We start from the raw sequence: 19,437 nt of genomic DNA, 5'->3' as shown, positions 1-19,437 counted from the left end.
TCTTCAAGGCTTCCATTTCAGGAAATTGGCAATGAGCGAAAGGCCGAGCAGCTGGCTCTTTTCCGGGTGGAACTGGGTTCCCACCATATTGTCGCGACCGACAGCAGCGGTAACATCGCCACCGTAATCCGTCACGGCCAGAACCTCGTCCGCCTTCGTCGCGTCGAACATATAGGAATGGACGAAATAGGCGTGCAAACCGTTTTCACCGGTCTCGATTCCGTCGAAAATCGGATGCGCCTGATGCGATTGTTTCACGTGAATCCGATTCCAGCCGATCTGCGGAATCTTCAGCGTCGTGTCCGAGGGCGTCATTTCGCGCACATCGCCCGCAATCCAGCCGAGACCTTCCGTCACGGTCTTTTCCAATCCGCGTTCGGACATCAACTGCATGCCGACGCAGATACCGAGAAACGGATGGCCCATCTTGATGACAACCTCATCGAGCGCTTCAACCATGCCCGACACGGCATGGAGACCGGCACGGCAATCGGCATAAGCGCCAACGCCGGGCAACACCACGCGGTCGGCAGACGCCACCCGTTCGGCATCCGCCGTTAGTTCGATTTCGGCATTGATGCCGCTTTCGCGGGCGGCACGCTCAAAGGCCTTGGTGGCCGAGCGAAGATTGCCGGAACCATAGTCGATTATCGCAACACGCATTTTCAGCTTTCTCCGCGATGACCCACGAATCCGATCGTGGAGCCAGTAGAGGAATAAGTGGGACGCGGTGAGGCCTTGTCCCATCGATTGGCCGTGACCGGGTCCAATGCAGGGACAGGCTTTTCCGAGATAGTGGCTTCAGACGTCGAGTGTCCGAAGAAATAACGGATTTCCGCCTCGTCGAGATCGCTGGCGTCGATTGCCGCCTGTTCGATATAACCCTGACGCTTCAGTTTCGCGATTTTCCAGTTCGGGCCTTCAAAGGCCACGAACAGCGAGACGATTAGTGTCAGCAGGGGAACCGCATCGGCAATGCCGAAGTAACTCCCGGCAAAGCCGAGCAGAAACGTGACACCCAGAACGGCGAAGGCCTCGAACCAGAGGCGCTGCGTCGCTAGCCAGACAAAGGGCAGAACCAGCGCCATGACATGGAATCCGTCGCGCACGAACACGGAATGTTCAACGCTCGACCCGCTGCGCTTCTTTTTGGAAGACGCTTCGGTTGGTTCCAGAACGACGAACTGGGCCATGAATTATCCCTTCAGCGACCCCTTGGTGGAGGGGATTGCATCCTTCTGGCGCGGATCGGTTTCCAGCGCCGTGCGCAGAACCCGAGCCACCGCCTTGAAGATCGACTCGGCGATATGGTGATTATTGGCGCCATAATGATTGTTGATATGCAGCGTAATGCCTGCATTCATCGCAAAGGCCTGGAAGAATTCACGCACAAGCTCGGTATCGAAAGTGCCGATCTTAGCCGTCGTGAAATTCACGTTCCACACCAGAAAAGCACGGCCGGACACGTCAACCGCGGCACCAGTCAGCGTATCGTCCATGGCGAGATCAAGCGAGGCATAGCGCACGATGCCGCGACGCTCGCCCAAGGCTTTGGCGACAGCCTGACCGAGCGCAATGCCGGTATCTTCAACCGTGTGGTGATCGTCGATATGCAGGTCGCCCTTGGCCATGACGCGCATATCGATGAGCGAATGTCGCGAAAGCTGCTCGAGCATATGATCGAAGAAGCCGACACCGGTTGTGATGTCGAACTTGCCGACGCCATCCAGATCGACAGAAACGGCAATGCTCGTCTCTTTCGTGGAGCGTTCGATACTTGCCTTGCGGGTGCTTTCAGCAGTCATAAGCGATCCTCATTGGGGTACTGGAGGCGTTCTAGAACAGCTTGCCCGCTTTGCCAATTGCTTTTGGCATTCCGGCAAGCAGCAAATCGGCATTTGCAATTCAGTATTTGCAATTCAGGGGGCTGTTCTTAAATATCCACATTGAAACGCGATTCATCCGGCAAGATGACCGGCTGAAGCGGTTCACCCTCAGATGAAGGGGCTTGTGGGATCGCCGTCCGGGATTGCATGAGCCGCCAAAGGAGCATCCATGATCGAACACAATCCCACAACGATTTACGGCACGACCATCGTGACCGTCCGCAAGAACGGCAAGGTCGTTATCGCAGGCGACGGCCAGGTCTCGCTCGGCAATACCGTCATGAAGGGCAATGCGCGCAAGGTTCGCCGCATCGGCAAGGGCAATGTGATTGCCGGTTTCGCCGGCGCGACCGCCGACGCCTTCACCCTTCTGGAACGGCTCGAAGCCAAGCTGGAACAATATCCCGACCAGCTCATGCGCGCTTCGGTCGAACTCGCCAAGGACTGGCGCACCGACCGTTATCTGCGCAAGCTCGAAGCCATGATGCTTGTCGCCGACAGCAAGGTGACGCTGGCGCTTACCGGCACCGGCGACGTGCTTGAACCGGATCATGGCGTTATGGCCATCGGTTCGGGCGGCAATTATGCGCTGGCTGCGGCCCGTGCGCTGATCGATACCGACAAATCGGCAGAAGAGATCGCCCGCAAGGCGATGGAGATCGCAGCCGATATATGCATCTACACCAACCACAATATCCTCGTGGAAAGCCTGGACGCAGAATGAGCTCGCTCGCGCAGGTCACCAAACCGAGTGCACAACGCTGGGGCCTGGGCGTCCTGATCGTGATTGCCATCATCGCGGTGCAGGCCATCTGGCTGCACCTCGACGGGCGGATCGCCATGTGCGACTGCGGCACCATAAAACTATGGTCGGGGTCTCTGAAATCGGAGAACTCGCAGCATATAGCCGACTGGTACACGCTGTCGCATATCATCCATGGCTTTCTGTTCTACTGGCTGTTCACGGTCATCGCGCCCAAAGCCCCGCTCGGCTTGAGACTTGCGGCTGCGGTCGGCATTGAAGCGGTCTGGGAGCTGGTCGAAAACTCGAATTTCATTATCGAGCGCTATCGCGCCAATACGTCCTCGGTGGACTATTTCGGCGATAGCATCGTGAATTCGGTTTCCGATACGCTCGCCGCCGCGCTCGGGTTCCTGATCGCCGCAAAGCTGCCAACAAAAATCACCGTCGCCATCGCGCTCTTCTTTGAAATTCTGGCGCTGATCGTCATTCGCGACAATCTTACGCTCAACGTGATCATGCTGCTGCATCCGTTCGAGTTCATCAAGCAGTGGCAAAGTGGGTTGTAAAATGAGTAACTTCTCTCCCCGTGAAATCGTTTCGGAACTTGACCGGTTCATTATCGGCCAAAACGACGCCAAGCGCGCCGTAGCCATCGCCTTGCGCAATCGCTGGCGTCGCCAGCAGCTCGAAGGGCAGATGCGCGAAGAGGTCATGCCGAAGAACATCCTGATGATCGGACCGACCGGCGTCGGCAAGACGGAAATCTCGCGCCGCCTCGCCAAGCTTGCGGGCGCGCCTTTCGTCAAGGTTGAAGCCACCAAGTTCACCGAAGTGGGCTATGTGGGCCGCGACGTGGAACAGATTATCCGTGACCTCGTTGAAGTCGCCATCGCGCTTGTGCGTGAAAAGCGCCGCGACGACGTGAAGGCCAAGGCGCATCTCAATGCCGAGGAACGCGTTCTCGAAGCTTTGGTCGGCAAGACGGCAAGCCCTGCCACCCGTGACAGTTTCCGCAAGAAGCTACGCAACGGCGAGCTGGACGACAAGGAAATCGAGGTCGAGGTCGCCGATACCGGATCAAACTCGAATTTCGAGATCCCCGGCATGCCGGGCGCTAATATCGGCGTGCTCAACCTGTCGGACATGCTGGGCAAGGCCATGGGCGGGCGCACCAAGACGCGCAAGACCACGGTGAAGGATTCCTATGCAATCCTCGTCAACGATGAATCCGACAAGCTGCTTGATCAGGACCAGATCGTGCAGGAAGCGCTGCGTGTTACCGAAGACGAAGGTATCGTGTTCATCGACGAGATCGACAAGATCGCCTCCCGCGAAGGCGGCGGTGGGGCCGGCGTTTCACGCGAAGGCGTGCAGCGCGATCTGCTGCCACTCGTCGAAGGCACCACGGTTGCGACCAAGTACGGACCGGTGAAGACGGATCATATCCTTTTCATCACCTCCGGCGCGTTCCATGTGTCGAAGCCGTCCGATCTTCTGCCGGAATTGCAAGGCCGTCTGCCGATCCGCGTCGAGCTTTCCGCTCTGACACGCGAAGACTTCCGCCGTATCCTCACGGAAACGGAGGCAAGCCTGATCAAGCAGTATATTTCGCTGATGCAGACGGAAGAGGTGACGCTGTCCTTCACCGATGACGCCATCGATGCTCTTGCTGATATTGCAGTCGATCTGAATGCGACCGTCGAAAACATCGGCGCTCGCCGCTTGCAGACGGTGATGGAAAAGGTTCTGGACGAGATTTCGTTCACTGCCCCGGATAAAACCGGTGCGACCTTCACCGTCGACGCGAACTATGTGAAGGAAAAGGTGGGCGCTCTGTCCAAGAACACCGACCTGTCGCGCTTCATTCTGTAACCGCGCCGAGAGGCTTTATGAAAAAGGCAGAGGGTGAAACCTCTGCCTTTTTTCATTCGGAATGCAAGGCAAGCTTACTTTGCCGACCGCAAGGCTGCACTCAACTCATTCGCATTGGTGGTGAGCGCTTCGATGCCAGCTCCCACCTGATACCAGAGCTTGGGGTTGAGAAAGACGACATGCTTCTGTTGCCAGGCGCGGGTCTTCGTCACCTCCGGCATTGCCCCCAAACGCTCCGCGAGAGTACTCGGCTCGCTACCAACCGCAGCACTACGGTCGAGAATAAACAACCAGTCTGGGTCGGCAGCGAGCGCATCTTGCAGCAGCTTTTCCTGTGCTACACGGCGCGCCTCAGCTTCAGGTGAGCCGGGTTTTGGACGCGGACCGCCTTCCGACGCATCGGATTGCGGCATTACGGATTTGATCCCGATAAAATCATAAACCACGCCAAAGCGCGAGCCGGGCGGTTGCGCCGAAACATTTCGACCTGCCGAAAACAGCACCAGCCCGGTGCCCGCAGCTTTGCCCTGTGCCCTCAAATCTGTGAGGGCAGTTTTCAGCGTTTCAATGCGCTTTGTCGCCGTATCTTCCGCACCAAAGACCTTTGCCAGCTTTTCCGTATTGTCGATGGCGATCTGCGCAATATCGTTTCCGCTCTCGGTGATATCGATGGACGGCGCGATTGTGGCAACAGCATCGAACTTTGTACGGGAACGTCCCCCGACGATAATCAGGTCCGGCTTCAATGCTTGCAGCTCAACCTCGTCAGGTTCAAACAGGGTGCCAACCGCGGCGTAAGACGATCCAGCATACTCACCAAGGTAAGCAGGAAAATTTGCGGGCTTATCCTTGGTTTTCGGAACACCGGCTACCGCCTTCACGCCAAGCGAATGCAGAATATCCAATGCCGCGAGATCGAAGACGGCAACTTTCTGCGGCGTGGTCGAAAATTTGGTTTCTCCGTGCGCGTGATGAATGACGGTCTCCTGTGCGGCGACATAAGTCGGCACCATCGCAAGACTCAACAACGGCAGTACGAACAGATTTCGGATGAATTTCTTTTGATACATGAGGTTTCAATTCCTCCGGCACATTCCGAAACCTTTCACAGTTTGCGGAATGTGCGTTGGTTCTGGTCAGAATTTCGAGGTCAGCGAAACGAAATAGCTTCTGCCGTTTTCAGAATAGCTGGACTCGGCTTCGGGCTGCTCGTCAAAGATATTGTTCACGCCAGCACGCAGCGTGAAATTCTCGCTCGGATCATATTTGAACGACGCATTGACCATATTGTAGGCTGATACGTTCTGAGCGGTTACGGAGGTTGCGTCCATGACGTAGTCCACCTGCTTGCCGTAGAAATCCATTGAACCGATGACGCTGAAATTCTCGCGTACGCGCCAGGCAAGTTCCGTATGGATGGAATATTCCGGATCGGCGGCAAGCGGTTCGCCGGTCTCCAGATTGACGGATTCGATCAGGTAGGTGAAGGAGTTGCTCCAGGTCACATCAGGATGCAGCTGAACCTTGAGATTGCCTTCAAAACCTTGCGTGCGCGCGCGGTCGACATTGATCTGCTGAACATATTTCGTACCATTGTCCAGAATCAGCGAGGCCTCACGCGCTGAGGTGATCTTGTCCTTGATGTCGTTATAGAAATAGGACAGTCCCGCTTCCCAGATATCCTGCGTATAGGCGGCGCCGATTTCGAAACTGTTGCTGGTTTCCGGCTGCAAATCCGGATTGCCAACCATTTCGCAGGGGCCGCCCACCGCGCCGCAACCGTTACCGCGCGAGGTCTGGACCCAGTTCGGGTTCAACTGGCGTAGATTTGGCGCCTTGAAGGCCTGCGCCCAGCCCGCCTTGAACGATAGATTGTCATTCAAATCATAATTCAGGTAGAGGCGCGGGCTGGCATGGGTGCCGAATTCCTCATGCTGGTCGATACGCAGCCCGGCAGTCAGCTTCAGATCATCCCGGAGCCTGATCTGGTCTTCCATGAAGACGGCGGCCGACCACATGCTCGTTTGGGTGGAGCCGGTCGTTCCGGTGACGGAATTGGCGATACCGAGATTTTCCGGATCGTTCATGTCCTCATAACGGAACTCGCTACCCACCGTCAGGTTCTGCTCGAACCAGAAATCCAGCGGCATGGAAACCTTGCCGTCGAGCGTATAGGTGTCGACGGTGATCGACGTACCGTCATCGGGCAAACCATTGGCGTCTGCGGATGTGTGAAAATTCTCCGCATGTTCGATCATGCCGGTGATCGTGGATGTGCCGAACTCCCATTCACCGACATGGCGGAGCGAACCAGTTGTTCTGGTAATCTGGGTGTTGCTGGTATCGATTTCGCCATCCGCCAGATAAGGGTGGTATTTTTCGCGTCCGGTGCCGCCTTCAAGCTCGAAAAGCTGACCCTTGACCGGCGTCCAGGAGAGTTTTGCATTGATATCGTAATCATCGATGCCGGTCGGCACGGTGATATCGCCGAGCTTTGCCGAATTGCCGGGGTCCTTGCTGCCTATGTTGCCATACATAGTCATGGTCAGTTCATCCGGCACAATCGGGCCGCTGACATAGGCGCTGACCTTCTTGGAAACGCCAGTCGCATCGCTTTCAGGCTGGATCCACTCGGTCGTCAGCGAGCCGGACCACTTATCACTCGACTTCTTGGTGATAATGTTGACCACACCGCCAAGCGCATCGGAACCGTAAAGCGTGGACATCGGGCCGCGCACCACTTCGATACGCTCGATGGCGTCGACAGGAATCCAGCTGAGGTCGCCATTATAGTCGCGCAGCGTGGTCAGACCCGCATTGATCCGCTTTCCGTCCACCATAAGGAGGGTATAAGCACTACCCAAACCGCGAATGCTGATGCCGCGTGTACCGCTGCTGTCGAATCCAACATTGACCCCCGGCACGGTACGCAGAGCTTCGGTAATGTCCGGTGCACCGCGCTGCTGAAGCTGATCCTGATCGACTACAGAGATGCTCGCCGGCGCTTCTTTCAAAGTCGTAGCAATCGACGACGCCGTCAGGACGATCTGGTCAAGAACAATCGTATCGGCTGCTGCCTCTTGTTCTTGATCAGATGCGGTTTGTGCCATCGAAGATGCACCGCTAACAATAAGCGCAGTTGAAAAGCAAGTACTTGCAAGAAGTGATCTTGAAACCGATATCCAGCTTTTCTCTTCCCGATGCTTCCGCATAACGCGCCGCGATGAATAGATGACCATCATTATTTCCACATAAAGTTGACATTGATAGTCTTCTTTAAATGGCAACAATAAGACGTCAATAATGATCTTTTATAACAATTCTAATTTGCGTATTCTGAAACTGCCTGCAATAATTATTATCTTTTTACTGATTAAATAATTGAATTACAATCATCCTATATTTCTTTATTAATACCAAAATTGCATTTTTATATGAACAACTAGGAATACCACTATTTCTATGATTTTATTCCCAATTCTTATTTGGTTGAAATGCGCTTTTTCACCGCCAGAAAGGACATCTTTGCCGCCATTGACTACAAAAACAGGACGACACATCCTGCTTTGTGGCAAAAAGCCTTTCGCAACAAGTGACCGGAAAGCCACGGCCCCCGTTGCTTTCATGCTTCGACAAAGAAACCCCTCGACTTGCGCGAGGGGGTTTTCTATTTTCCCCGCAATTTCACGATCCATTTACCATATCAGGGCCGCTTCCGAACAATGATAAGCAACAGTACACTGAACCGCATTGCTGGCTTTTGTTTCCGCGCCATTTCCAATGCAAAGCCGGTTTCCACTGTTGCTGGCGTCACCCTGGCCTTCATGCTCGCAAGCCAAAGCGCCTATGCCGTCACGGTCGTGCCGCCCGGCAACCGCAATGCGGAACAGCCGCCTATTCCCGGCGCATCCGCGAAGCGCACCCGGGAACTGAGCACCACCTATGAGAAGAAATACCAGAAGATCTATAATCTTCTGAAGAAGGACGCCTCGCTGCGTTCGAAGATTCGTTCGACCGCCGCCGCCTATGGCATTGATCCCATTCATATTGTTGGTGCGATTGTTGGTGAGCACACCTATAATGTCGACGTCTATGACCGGCTCCAGACCTATTACGTGAAAGCCATGTCCTATGTGAATCAGGGTGTGAGCTTCGGCTATAATGGTGAAAGCATCGGGCAGTTTATCAAGCGTCCCGAATTCGCCGACTGCCTGAAGTTCAAGGACAGCTATTCGCTGTGGTCATGCCGTGAAACGGTCTGGAACAAGACGTTTCGGGGCAAGTCGGTTGGCGGCAATTCCTATCCGAACAACCGTTTCAGCGCGGTCTTCTTCCAGCCCTTCTATGCCGGGCAGACATTTGGCCTTGGCCAGATCAACCCGCTGACCGCCTTGCAGATGTCCGACATGGTAAACCGCGTTTCCGGTCTGCCGAAGCTTGACGCGGAAGACGGCAGCGCCGTCTACAAGACCATCATGGACCCGGACCTGACGCTGCCTTACATCGCGGCCACGCTGAAACAGTCGATAAATTCCTATCGCCAGATCGCCGGTTTCGACATTTCGAAAAATCCGGGCCTCACCGCCACACTCTATAACACTGGCGGCGCCGATGCCCGCGCCCGTGCACTGGCAAATGAGAATGCAGGGCGTTCCGACCCGCAACTGCCGCAGGAAAATTACTATGGCTGGTTGGTCAACACCAAGCTGGACGAGCTGAAGGCTTTGTTCTAGCCCTTCGGGATGATGCCCCGGCGGCGCTTGCGCGCCGTCTCGATATCATCGCTCAGACGCTTGATGGTTTCCTTGTCGATGATGCGGATATTGCGCGCCAGAAGATTGGCAAGCTCCGTTGCCTGCGGCGACAGGCCTGACGTGTCGATCACCACGCGCGGATGCGAAACGGCAGCAAGGCTTTGCAGCTCTTCCGCCTCATCCCAGATGATATTGAAAAAAGTGATGATGCGCTGGAGCAAATCCCAGGTCGGCTGACCGCGCCGGCCATGTTCCAGCGCCGACAGATAGGCGGGCGAAACGCGCAGCGCCGCCGCCATATCTTTTTGCGTCACGCCGCGCTCTTCGCGCAGTTCCCGCAATCGCTTTCCGAACGGGGTCATCGCTGCGGCCTGCCTCCGCCCAAGCCCCCGCCGAGCAAGTTCTGCTGGGTCTGGCGGCGCAGACGAACATAAAGCGCGCCGTGACCGCCATGATGGCGCGCGGCATCTTCAAAAGCGCTGACCAGAAGCCGGAACAGCGGTGTGGAAAACCAGTGCGGCACGGCCTGGCGCAAAATACCATCGCTGCCGAAAGAACGCCCCTTACCGGTGATCACCATCACATGCCGCAAACCGCGTGCATGGGCGCTGACCAGAAAGCTATAGAGAAGACCGTGTGCCTCATTCTGCGTGAGGCCGTGAAGATCGATCCGCGCCTCAATATCGACCCTGCCTTTGGCGATCTTGCGATGGGTCGGCCTGTCCAGCGACTGCATTTGCATTTCACTAAGCGACGACAGGCCTTTTTTCGGCTTGCTTCCTCCATCGACAGAAGCCTGCGGTACTTTCAGCGTTGGCCGCTTTTCTTCGTCCGCCATCAAGGTCTTGAAATCAGGCAGTTCTTCCGCGATCGGCTTCTGTCGCGTCAAGGGCTTTGCGGTCTTGGCGACCGTTTCCCAGAGAATGCGATCTTCGGGCCGCAAATAATCCTTGCCGGACTTATCGGTGTCGCGCGCCATGGTCACGCCTCCACCAGCTTGCGAGGCACAAGCGCGTAGAATTCCGCTGCACTCTTGATACCGCCCGCAATCTCGCCAGCCGCATCGCCAGATCCGGCAAACAGATCGCCGCGCGCCGGGCCGACAATGGCCGTGCCGGTATCCTGTGCGATCATCAGCCGTGCGAAAGGCGCGCCATCGAAAACGGTCACAGTCGGCGCATCGACATAAAAGGGCGTGCCGAAAGTGTGCAGCAGCCGGTCAACGGCAAGCGACCGGCCCGCCGTCAGCGGAACCTTGGCAGCCGCAATCGGACCTGCATCAACATCATCCACCGGCGCTTCCCGGAAGAAGATATAGGACCGGTTCTGCCAGATCAGCGCATCCGCCTTTTCTGGGTGATCCTTCAGCCAGCGGCGGATTGTCTGCATGGAAATATCGGCTGCCGGAATTTCGCCATTGGCGACGAGAATACGTCCAATGCCGGTAAAGGGATGCCCCGCCTTGGCGGCATAAGTGATGCGCATCATGCTGCCATCGCTGAATTTCAGCCGGGCAGCGCCCTGAACATGGGCAAAAAACGCATCCACCCGATCAGCAACGAAGGCAATCTCAAGGCCCCGCCCGGCAAGACTGCCCTGTTCGATCTGGCGGCGGTCGTCATATTCGACAAGCCCAGCCTCTGTCTGACGCGCGAACGCATAGCTCGGATCAAAACCGGCGGGGCGGTTCTCATCGGTCACTTTGACGAGATCGTCCGGCTTTCTCAGAAACGGCACCGTGAATCGATCATCCGCAACACGGGATGCTTCGATTTCCGGCTCGTAAAACCCGGTGACAAAACCCTGTTCCTGTTCCGGAACGATCCGGCACGGAATGAAGTGCTGTTCGAAAAAGGCGCGGGCGGTAATCGTATCGGGATTATCGAGATGCCGTGCCGCGGTAAAGGCCGGTTGCAACGCCTCGAAGCTGATGCCAAGGCTGCCGCTATGATAGGTCTGATGCGCGGCATAATCGGCGGAACAGCGAAAAGCGGCAAATGCGGGGGCCTGATCGTCCCGGTCCCAGCCGGGGCAATCGGAAAAACCCACCGGGCGGAAAATCCTCGCCAAGTTGCTCACAGCCGCATCCGTCTAGAGCATTTCCAGCAAAAGTGTGAAACGGTTTTGCGAAGGAAATGCGGTGAAAACAAATTGATAGAGCCGTTCTAACGTTTCCGCTTTTAAAAAGGAATGGCTCTATCAAGTACAAACAAAAAGGCCGCTGAAATCAGCGGCCCGATTCTTAAGCCTTCTCTTAATCTTCCGCTTCGGTCGCGACAAGCTTCCAGTTGGGATCACGCGAGCGCGTATCGCGGGCGAAAGTCCACAAATCCTTGATCTCGACCACGTTTTCGAGGTCGCCGTCGATCAGCTTGCCTTCCTTGTCGAGCGTCGCCGAAATCATCTGGCTGACAATGTTCAGCGTCACATGCGCTTCCGAGCCCTTCATTTCGGCAGCTGCGATCTCCGCCTTCTCGATACCCACGAAGGAAGAGCGCACGCTCTCGCCGCGCTGCTCGCGTTCCTCAATGGCCGAAACGAAGCCTTCATAGACTTCCTTCGACAAGAGATTCTTCAAAACTTTGCGATCGCCATCGGCAAAGGACATCACAATCATTTCATAGGCGATCTTCACGCCGTCCACGAAACGGGCCGGTTCAAAGGTAGGATCAGCGGCATAAATTGCCCGCAGACCGTCGTTGATCGGCGTTCCGGTCGCCGCGATCTTGTCGATTGCCGTGAAATCCTTCTCACCGGCGCGCTGCGGTAGAGCCACCACATTGTCGCCATCCGAACCAGCAGGCGCGGCATTATCGGCGCTTTTGGCCGATGTATAGGGATCGAAGGGCGGCTTTTCATTTCCAGTACGGCGACCAAGAACATTCCTCAGCTGGAGAAAAATGATCACCGCTGCGATGAAGAAGAAGATCGTGCCGAAGTCGAAAAATTCCATGCCGCCTGCCATTGATTGAAGGAGAGGGCGTCAAATCCCTTCCAATCGTGAATTTCTGTTTCATACATATAGATCGGCAGGCGCAATCATTCAAATCCCGATCACGCGTACCTATTTGATATTTCATGATAGACAGTTTCAATTTCGTTCCGAACCTGAAAAAGCTACATTTGTCGTTATGTTCGGAACATCAACCACACATTAAAAGGTCGTGACTCACGTGTCGTCTTCTTTCGCCCCTCTCATCATGCTGGCAATGCCGTTCATCGAGATCGCCGGTTTTGTGATCGTCGGCAGCCATATCGGCGTCTTCGCGACACTGGGTCTGGTGATCTTGAGCGCCATGCTTGGCTTTTTCCTTTTGCGTGTGCAGGGCATTGGCCTTCTCCAGCGCATCCGCACGGAAACGGCCGCAGGCCGCGTTCCGGATCGTGAAATGGTGCATGGCTCCATGCTGGTTCTGGCTGCGATCATGCTGATCGTGCCCGGCTTCGTGACCAGCACTATCGGCATTTTGCTTTTCATCCCGTTCATTCGCGATATCGTCTGGGAAAAATTCGTGCGTGGCCGCATGGTTGTCGCCACATCGGCGCGCTATTCGGATGGCTATGGCCAGTATCAGCAACCCAATCCAAACCGGGGCGAGGATCGCGTCATCGATCTCAACCCGGAAGACTATACGACCAAGCCGAATGACAATTCGCCATGGAAAGGCGAGCGCAAAGACGGCTAACAGCAGCAATAGCTAACGTTGAAAGCCTTTCTTGCCTCATGCTCGCTCGCATGCTAGCCAAGCATTCCAGCCTTTTGGGGCAACGAGTTTAATTACCGAAAAGAAGGCATACCGATAATGAGCGATAAGGCTGCGGGAGAAGTAAAGAATGGCAACGGCGCGACCGCCGAGCCGTCCCTCAACATTCTGGCCCAATATGTGAAGGATCTGTCCTTTGAAAGCCCGGGTGCGCCGCTGTCGCTGCGCCCGCGCGAAAAGGCCCCTTCGATCAACATCAATGTGAATGTGAACGCCAATCCGCTTTCCGAAACGGATTTTGACGTTGTGCTGACGCTGGAAGCCAAGGCTGTGGACGGCAAGGACGTTCTGTTCAACACGGAACTGGTCTATGGCGGCGTTTTCCGCATTTCGGGCATTCCGCAGGAGCACATGCTGCCGCTGCTGTTCATCGAATGCCCGCGCCTGCTGTTCCCGTTCGCACGCCAGATCATTGCTGACGCAACGCGCAATGGCGGCTACCCGCCGCTGATGATCGACCCGATCGATTTCGCGCAGATGTTCCAGCAGCGCATGGCTGAAGAACAGGCCAAGGCTGCCGTCAAGAGCTAAGCTTTATCGCTTTCCGATACGAAAAGCCCGGCTGCAAAGCCGGGCTTTTTTTTATTTCGTACCAATGGCCAAGTTCTCAGGCCGAGTATTTTTTCCAGATCGCCTTGTCGCCCATGCCATCGACGAGCGCCGTATGGGCTGCGCGTTCCGTTTCGCTGACCCGAGGCGCAAGCGGGGCAGGGCGCGCCGCCAGCACAATCGCTGCACCACCGTCCGATGCACCACTGCTGTTCGGGCTGCCATCCATGCTTAGACCAAGCGCCGTCTGTTTGCCGCCGATCAGCTCGATATAGACTTCCGCCAGAATTTCGGAGTCGAGCAGTGCGCCGTGCAGCGTCCGGTGTGAATTTTCGATGCCGTAGCGCTTGCACAACGCATCCAGCGAGTTCGGCCCCATCGGATGTTTGCGGCGCGCCAGCGCCAGCGTATCCACAATGCGCTCCACAGCGATTTCGGGCTTTCCAAGCCGTTCAAGCTCGGCATTCATGAAGCCAAGGTCGAACATGGCGTTGTGCGCTACCAGTTTGGCGCCGTCGAAGAATTCGAGAAACTCGTCCAGAATTTCCGCAAAAGTCGGTTTGTCCAGCAATTGCTCGTTGCTGATGCCGTGCACCGCCAAGGCCTCGGGATGCACCTGGCGTCCCTGCGGATTGATGAATTTATGGAACCTGCGGCCTGTGGGAAACTTGTTGATCAGTTCCACGCCGCCAATTTCGATCACGCGATCCTCCAGTCTTTCCAGACCGGTGGTTTCGGTATCGAAAACGATCTCGCGCATTGAAGAACCTCTCAGAAAATTGTCCAGAACCTATAGCACAGCAAATGCCGCTATTCGGTCGCGACAGCCGGCTTTCCACTCAATTTCTGGATAACCGCCGTTATCTGCTGACGCAGATTGTCAAAACTGCCGCTCGTGTCGAGCACGAAATCGGCGCGGGCGCGCTTTTCGGCATCCGGTGTCTGCCGGGCGAGAATGGCGTCGAGCTTTTCTTCCGTCATGCCGGGTCGCGCCAAAACGCGGGCGCGCTGAATATCGGCGGGAGCCGATACCACAACGATCCTGTCCACGCGCTTTTCACCGCCCGTTTCGAACAGCAGCGGAATATCGACCAGAGCGATGGCAGAGCCTTGCGCTTCCGCCTCGCGCAGAAACGCTTCTTCTTCCTCGCGCACCAGCGGATGCACGATGCTCTCAAGCTTCTTCAAGGCATCGGGCTTGCCGATCACCGCGACAGAAAGCTTTTCACGGTCCACAGTACCGTTTGCCACTGTGCCCGGAAAAGCCGCCTCGATCAGTGGCGCGGCGCGGCCTGAATAGAGCTGATGGACAGCATCGTCGGCGCTGTAAACAGGGACACCCGCCTCGGCGAACATATTGGACGCCGTGGTTTTTCCCATGCCAATGGAGCCTGTCAGTCCGAGAATGATCATAGAGCGCCAGCCTTTGCCATATCCGCCAGAATATGCTCCCGCAGCGCCGCCGTCACCTCAGGCTTTTGGCCAAACCAGCGTTCGAAACCCGGCACCGCCTGATGCAGCAACATACCGAGCCCGTCCACGGTCTTGAGACCAGCTTCTTCTGCGCCTTTCAGAAAGGGCGTTTTGAGCGGAACATAGACGATATCTGTCGCGATGGCGCCTTGAGGAGCGCCACTCAGATCAAGCGGAAACCCGATCTCTTCACCGTGTCCGCTCATGCCGAGCGACGTGGTGTTGACGATCAACCCCGCATCGGCGACGCGTTGCTGCGCGCCGTCCCAGCCGGAAGCTGAAACTGCGGCACCAAAATGTATCGCCAGTTCTTCCGCCCGGCTGACCGTGCGATTGATAACCGAAACTTTTGAAAAGCCGCGCGACAAAAGCGCGTGAATGACGGCGCGGCTCGCGCCGCCCGCGCCCAGAACAAGCGCTGTATCCGCATTGTCCCAGCCCGGCGCATAATCATCGAGATTGGCTGCGAAACCGTAGGCATCCGTATTGCCGCCGCAAAGCTTGCAGTCTTCAAACCACAGCGTGTTGACCGCGCCGATGGCAGTTGCAGCCGCATCCAGACTGTCGGCTGCAGCGTGTGCTGCTTCCTTATGCGGGATCGTCACATTGCCGCCCGCAAAGCCATTGTCGGCCAAAGATGCGGCAAAAGCAGCAAACTCTTCCGGTTTCACCGCAAGCGGCTCGTAAGAGCCGTCAATTCCAAGCGCCTTCAGCCAGAATCCATGGATCAGCGGTGACCGCGAATGTTTGATCGGAAAGCCGGTGACAAAAGCCTTCGGCCCCGTCACGATTGTCGTGTCAGCCATCGATAAGGTTTTCCTTGCGCAGTTCGGCAAGCAGCGGCAGCAGCGGCAGACCGACAATCGTGAAATAATCGCCTTCAATCTTCTCGAAAAGCTGGATGCCCGGACCTTCCACCTGATAAGCGCCGACGCTGGAAAGCGCGCTATCGCCAACCCGGCCGAGATAGCGCCCGACAAATGCCGGGCTCAATGCTCGCATGGTCATGCGCGCAACCGAAACATGACGCCACAGGGTCTCGCCGTCTTTCACCAGAACCACCGCGCTGTTGAGCTGGTGCGTCTTGCCGGAAAACTGCAGAAGCTGACGCCCCGCCGCTTCCATATTGGCAGGCTTGTGGAAAATTTCGTCTCCAAGCGACAAGGTCTGGTCGCAGCCGATCACCACAGCGCCCGGATTTTTTTCCGCAACATCGAGCGCCTTGGCTTCAGCCAGAACCTGGGCCACTTCTTCCGGCGTTGCGCCCGTTTCATAAAGCGGCGCTTCGACGGCGCGCTCATCGATATCGGCGCTTTCACCCGAAAACTCGATCCCGGCATTTTTCAACAGCGCCGAGCGGAAAGGGCTCTTGGAAGCAAGAATGAGCCTGGTCGTCATGATTGAAATCCTTCGTTCTTTCCAGTTCGCAAAAGCGCCAATATGGCGGCAGCCGTTTCCTCGATGGACCGCCGCGATACATCGATGATCGGCCAGCCATGCCTGTTGCAGATGTTGCGCGCAAAGGCCAGTTCTTCGGAAATTGACACCCGGTCTGTGTAAAGTCCCGTATCAAGCGACGGCACACTGCCGAGCGGCCGGTTCTGGCGGATTTGCGAAATCCGCTCCGCGGTCGCGACCAGCCCGACGATCAGCGGTCGCTTGGCAGTGAACAGAACTTCTGGAACGGGAATGCCCAATACGATTGGAACATTGGTCGCCTTCACGCCGCGATTGGCGAGATAAATGCTGGTTGGCGTCTTGGATGTGCGCGAAATGCCGACCAGAATGACGTCCGCCTCCTCGATATCGAGCGGCAACTGTCCGTCATCATGCTCCATCGTGAAATTCAGCGCGTCGATCCGGCGAAAATAATCGGCATTGAGCACATGCTGCGCGCTGGCGCGGCGATGCGCCGGCGCACCAAGATAGGACTGGAACGTGTTCAGCACCGGTTCCAGCACAGAAACGCTGGGAACGCCCATTTCAGCACAGGCTTCATCAATGATTGCAGCCAGTTTCTGATCGACAATCGTATAGAGAACGATACCCGGTTCGGCATCGATCCCTTCCAAAACCTTGCGCAGCTGCTTCTCGGTACGGATCAGTGGATAAATATGCTCGATGGCCCGCGCATTGGCATATTGCGCCGCAGCCGCACGTCCGGCTGCGAGGAGAGTCTCTCCCGTCGCATCAGAAATCAGATGGAGATGAAAGTAGGAAAGCGTTCTGGTCACAGTTTTGTTGCCCTCCTGTTGACGGCTGTGCGTAAGGCCGAGGCTTCGTCCACAAGCCATGGCAGGCCGTGGAAAAATTGGCAAGTCATCCACAGCGGGCGAACATGTGCGGAGCCGCCATCAACATGTGTGGACAAGACTCGCAATTTCGGGAAACCTCTCAATTATTCCCAGCTTTTCCACAAAAGCTCATGAACTGCGTCAATTGGTAACCCTTTATATTAAAAGAGGGAATTGAGTTTTTTACGTTTTCGGTCAGACTGGCGGCGAAAAATTGCACAGGATGAGATGGCAATTTTGGAACTGTGGGGAAAACCGGGACAGACCTTAATCCCCGATTCCAACAGACTCTAAGAATCAAAAGATTCCTGAATCATCCTTTCTTTATGAGAACCGGACTGGATAACTTCAGACCAAAACCGGATCAGGCAACCAACAGGGCGGATAAAAATCAGATGAAGCGCAAAGTCTTGAGAGTGATCGACGGTGAAGCGGTCTTTCCACCTCCCATCTGGATGATGCGTCAGGCCGGTCGCTACCTTCCGGAATATCGCGAGACGCGGAAGAAGGCAGGGAGCTTTCTCGATCTGTGTTATTCGCCCGATCTGGCTGTCGAAGTCACGCTTCAGCCAATCCACCGTTATGGCTTTGATGCAGCCATTCTCTTTTCCGACATTCTGGTCATCCCTCACGCCCTTGGACGTGACCTTCGCTTTGAAGAAGGCAAGGGACCTTTGATGACGCCTATCGACGCTGACGAGATTTTCTGGCTTGAGACGGAAGGTGTCGCCAAACGGCTGGAGCCGGTCTACGAGACGGTTCGGCTGCTGCGTGAGCAGTTGCCCGACGAAACGACGCTGCTCGGTTTCTGTGGCGCTCCCTGGACTGTTGCGACCTATATGATCGCCGGTCACGGCACACCGGATCAGGCCCCCGCCCGTCTTTTCGCCTATCGCTTCCCGGAAGCCTTCGAAAAGCTTTTGAATGATCTGGCGGATGTATCGGCCGAATATCTTATCGAACAGCTGGATGCAGGCGCAGACGCCGTACAGATTTTCGATTCATGGTCGGGTGTTCTGGACGAAGACTGCTTTGAGCGGTTCTGCATCCAGCCGGTGGCGCGGATTGTTCAGAAAGTTCGCGCCGTCTATCCCGAAGCGCGCATCATCGGTTTCCCGAAAGGGGCAGGGATGCTTTATGCAGGCTACCGCGAAAAGACCGGTGTTGATGTGCTCGGCCTCGACTGGTCGGTTCCGCTCAATTTCGCCGCCGCTTTGCAGGAAGATGGCGCTATTCAGGGCAATCTCGACCCGCTGCGCGTTGTTGCGGGCGGTTCAGCACTCGATGAAGGCGTGGATGCGATCCTCGAACGTCTGGGGAAAGGCCCGCTGATCTTCAATCTCGGACATGGAATTACGCCTCAAGCGCCGGTCGAAAATGTCCAGCGCATGATTGATCGCATTCGTGGAGAAAAATCGTGAGCCAGCCGACATCGAAGAGCAGCACCAAGGCTGCCTATATCCGCATGATCGCAGCGCTTGTGATTGTGGTGCTCGGCGTTTGGGCATTGTTTCACGTGAATCCAACCGATGCCTATCTCTGGGTAAAAGCGATTCACGTAATCGCCGTCATAGCCTGGATGGCAGGAATGCTCTATCTGCCGCGGCTGTTCGTCTATCACTCAGCGACCAAGCCGGGTTCTGAAGCTTCCGAAACCTTCAAGGTGATGGAAAAGCGACTGCTGCATTTTATCATAAACCCGGCCATGGCTGTGACCTGGATTGCCGGTCTGTGGATGGCTTGGGAAATCTTCCGCTTCCAGGGCGGCTGGCTGCACGCCAAGCTGCTGCTGGTCGTGCTGATGTCGGGCATGCATGGTTATCTTTCGAAGGCGACGCGCCTTTTCGCAGAAGACAAGAACATGAAACCGCCAAGGCATTGGCGAATCGTTAACGAAGTGCCAACAGTTCTGATGGTCCTGATCGTTATTCTGGTGATCGTAAAACCTTTTTGATTGCATTTTTAAATGAAAAGAAACCCGCTTTGTCGGGTTTCTGCCATTTTCCCGTTGCAGAATTTATCTGCGGTCACTACATGTGACTTGCTCTTCATATCGCAAATCGGTATGAAGGAAGCCTCTTCCCTTCCTGATCGCAGGCC

The 19,437-nt window shown here is 55.9% G+C and carries 23 protein-coding genes; 8 read left to right on the top strand and 15 right to left on the bottom strand.

The window, feature by feature from the left end; all coding sequences use genetic code 11:
- Positions 1–3: 3 nt before the first annotated feature.
- From hisH to hisB, 3 genes are read right to left on the bottom strand one after another with little or no spacing between them, the layout of a single operon-like run.
- A complete protein-coding gene (gene hisH / locus FHW03_RS00985; protein ID WP_182518963.1) occupies positions 4–663 on the bottom strand; it encodes an imidazole glycerol phosphate synthase subunit HisH in 660 nt (219 codons plus the stop codon).
- A gap of 2 nt (positions 664–665) precedes the next feature.
- A complete protein-coding gene (locus FHW03_RS00980; protein WP_182518962.1) occupies positions 666–1,193 on the bottom strand; it encodes a DUF2628 domain-containing protein in 528 nt (175 codons plus the stop codon).
- A 3-nt stretch (positions 1,194–1,196) separates the two neighbouring features.
- Positions 1,197–1,805: an imidazoleglycerol-phosphate dehydratase HisB gene (gene hisB / locus FHW03_RS00975; protein ID WP_121536896.1), complete on the bottom strand. Its 609-nt coding sequence runs from the start codon at positions 1,803–1,805 to the stop codon at positions 1,197–1,199.
- A gap of 250 nt (positions 1,806–2,055) precedes the next feature.
- Between hisB and hslV the strand changes: the two genes are divergently transcribed.
- Genes hslV through hslU form a run of 3 tightly spaced genes read left to right on the top strand, consistent with a single transcriptional unit; the run spans position 2,056 to position 4,503 of the window.
- Positions 2,056–2,610 (top strand): ATP-dependent protease subunit HslV, encoded by a 555-nt coding sequence (gene hslV, locus FHW03_RS00970; protein WP_182518961.1) that lies wholly within the window; start codon positions 2,056–2,058, stop codon positions 2,608–2,610.
- Positions 2,607–3,197 carry a DUF2585 domain-containing protein gene (locus FHW03_RS00965; RefSeq protein ID WP_182518960.1) on the top strand — a complete coding sequence of 197 codons (591 nt, stop codon included), beginning with the start codon at positions 2,607–2,609 and terminating at the stop codon, positions 3,195–3,197. Before hslV ends, FHW03_RS00965 begins: the two co-directional genes overlap by 4 nt.
- A 1-nt stretch (position 3,198) precedes the next feature.
- Positions 3,199–4,503, top strand: a complete 1,305-nt coding sequence (gene hslU / locus FHW03_RS00960; RefSeq protein WP_078337635.1) for an ATP-dependent protease ATPase subunit HslU — start codon at positions 3,199–3,201, stop codon at positions 4,501–4,503.
- A gap of 74 nt (positions 4,504–4,577) precedes the next feature.
- Here hslU and FHW03_RS00955 read toward each other — a convergent pair whose 3' ends face one another.
- The 3 genes from FHW03_RS00955 to FHW03_RS00945 form a co-directional block, all read right to left on the bottom strand.
- Positions 4,578–5,573 carry an ABC transporter substrate-binding protein gene (locus FHW03_RS00955; protein WP_182518959.1) on the bottom strand — a complete coding sequence of 332 codons (996 nt, stop codon included), beginning with the start codon at positions 5,571–5,573 and terminating at the stop codon, positions 4,578–4,580.
- Positions 5,574–5,639: 66 nt separating this feature from the next.
- Entirely contained in the window at positions 5,640–7,613 is a 1,974-nt protein-coding gene (locus FHW03_RS00950; RefSeq protein WP_377513831.1) for a TonB-dependent receptor domain-containing protein, read from the bottom strand.
- A gap of 300 nt (positions 7,614–7,913) precedes the next feature.
- Positions 7,914–8,198 (bottom strand): hypothetical protein, encoded by a 285-nt coding sequence (locus FHW03_RS00945; protein WP_182518957.1) that lies wholly within the window; start codon positions 8,196–8,198, stop codon positions 7,914–7,916.
- 27 nt (positions 8,199–8,225) lie between these two features.
- Between FHW03_RS00945 and FHW03_RS00940 the strand changes: the two genes are divergently transcribed.
- Complete coding sequence (locus tag FHW03_RS00940) at positions 8,226–9,236, top strand: DUF1402 family protein (protein ID WP_182518956.1); 1,011 nt, start codon at positions 8,226–8,228, stop codon at positions 9,234–9,236.
- Here FHW03_RS00940 and FHW03_RS00935 read toward each other — a convergent pair.
- The 4 genes from FHW03_RS00935 to FHW03_RS00920 all read right to left on the bottom strand — a co-directional run bounded on the left by FHW03_RS00935 (position 9,233) and on the right by FHW03_RS00920 (position 12,210).
- Positions 9,233–9,619, bottom strand: coding sequence for a helix-turn-helix domain-containing protein (locus FHW03_RS00935; RefSeq protein ID WP_182518955.1), 387 nt, complete (start codon positions 9,617–9,619; stop codon positions 9,233–9,235). The two genes, FHW03_RS00940 and FHW03_RS00935, sit on opposite strands and share 4 nt — an antisense overlap.
- A complete protein-coding gene (locus FHW03_RS00930) occupies positions 9,616–10,236 on the bottom strand; it encodes a Smr/MutS family protein (protein ID WP_182518954.1) in 621 nt (206 codons plus the stop codon). The genes FHW03_RS00935 and FHW03_RS00930 overlap by 4 nt, the downstream gene beginning before the upstream one ends.
- Before the next feature lie 2 nt (positions 10,237–10,238).
- On the bottom strand, positions 10,239–11,336 hold the full coding sequence (locus FHW03_RS00925; protein WP_182518953.1) for a murein transglycosylase A: 1,098 nt from the start codon (positions 11,334–11,336) through the stop codon (positions 10,239–10,241).
- Between the two features lie 175 nt (positions 11,337–11,511).
- On the bottom strand, positions 11,512–12,210 hold the full coding sequence (locus FHW03_RS00920; protein ID WP_182518952.1) for a Tim44/TimA family putative adaptor protein: 699 nt from the start codon (positions 12,208–12,210) through the stop codon (positions 11,512–11,514).
- 220 nt (positions 12,211–12,430) lie between these two features.
- Here FHW03_RS00920 and FHW03_RS00915 point away from each other — a divergent pair, with 220 nt between their 5' ends.
- Together FHW03_RS00915 and secB are read left to right on the top strand one after the other, a co-directional pair.
- Positions 12,431–12,943 (top strand): FxsA family protein, encoded by a 513-nt coding sequence (locus FHW03_RS00915; protein ID WP_182518951.1) that lies wholly within the window; start codon positions 12,431–12,433, stop codon positions 12,941–12,943.
- A gap of 117 nt (positions 12,944–13,060) precedes the next feature.
- Positions 13,061–13,552, top strand: coding sequence for a protein-export chaperone SecB (gene secB, locus FHW03_RS00910; protein ID WP_078337629.1), 492 nt, complete (start codon positions 13,061–13,063; stop codon positions 13,550–13,552).
- Positions 13,553–13,628: 76 nt separating this feature from the next.
- On the opposite strand, the gene dnaQ is transcribed toward secB, so the two are convergent.
- From dnaQ to FHW03_RS00885, 5 genes are read right to left on the bottom strand one after another with little or no spacing between them, the layout of a single operon-like run.
- Positions 13,629–14,330, bottom strand: coding sequence for a DNA polymerase III subunit epsilon (gene dnaQ / locus FHW03_RS00905; RefSeq protein ID WP_182518950.1), 702 nt, complete (start codon positions 14,328–14,330; stop codon positions 13,629–13,631).
- Positions 14,331–14,380: 50 nt separating this feature from the next.
- Positions 14,381–14,983: a dephospho-CoA kinase gene (gene coaE, locus FHW03_RS00900; RefSeq protein WP_182518949.1), complete on the bottom strand. Its 603-nt coding sequence runs from the start codon at positions 14,981–14,983 to the stop codon at positions 14,381–14,383.
- The gene (locus FHW03_RS00895; protein WP_182518948.1) at positions 14,980–15,849 is read right to left on the bottom strand and encodes a shikimate dehydrogenase; all 870 of its coding nucleotides are present in this window, start codon (positions 15,847–15,849) and stop codon (positions 14,980–14,982) included. Before FHW03_RS00895 ends, coaE begins: the two co-directional genes overlap by 4 nt.
- Positions 15,842–16,441 (bottom strand): Maf-like protein, encoded by a 600-nt coding sequence (locus FHW03_RS00890; RefSeq protein ID WP_182518947.1) that lies wholly within the window; start codon positions 16,439–16,441, stop codon positions 15,842–15,844. Before FHW03_RS00890 ends, FHW03_RS00895 begins: the two co-directional genes overlap by 8 nt.
- Positions 16,438–17,277 carry a pyruvate, water dikinase regulatory protein gene (locus tag FHW03_RS00885; RefSeq protein WP_138784113.1) on the bottom strand — a complete coding sequence of 280 codons (840 nt, stop codon included), beginning with the start codon at positions 17,275–17,277 and terminating at the stop codon, positions 16,438–16,440. The genes FHW03_RS00890 and FHW03_RS00885 overlap by 4 nt, the downstream gene beginning before the upstream one ends.
- 455 nt (positions 17,278–17,732) lie before the next feature.
- Between FHW03_RS00885 and hemE the strand changes: the two genes are divergently transcribed.
- Entirely contained in the window at positions 17,733–18,758 is a 1,026-nt protein-coding gene (hemE, locus tag FHW03_RS00880) for a uroporphyrinogen decarboxylase (RefSeq protein ID WP_182518946.1), read from the top strand.
- 44 nt (positions 18,759–18,802) lie between these two features.
- Positions 18,803–19,291: a protoporphyrinogen oxidase HemJ gene (gene hemJ / locus FHW03_RS00875; protein ID WP_182519407.1), complete on the top strand. Its 489-nt coding sequence runs from the start codon at positions 18,803–18,805 to the stop codon at positions 19,289–19,291.
- The last annotated feature ends 146 nt before the right edge of the window (positions 19,292–19,437 follow it).

The sequence above is a fragment of the Ochrobactrum sp. RH2CCR150 genome (assembly GCA_014138095.1).
Lineage (GTDB): Bacteria > Pseudomonadota > Alphaproteobacteria > Rhizobiales > Rhizobiaceae > Brucella > Brucella gambitense.
This window is presented reverse-complemented; position numbering and strand designations above follow the sequence as displayed.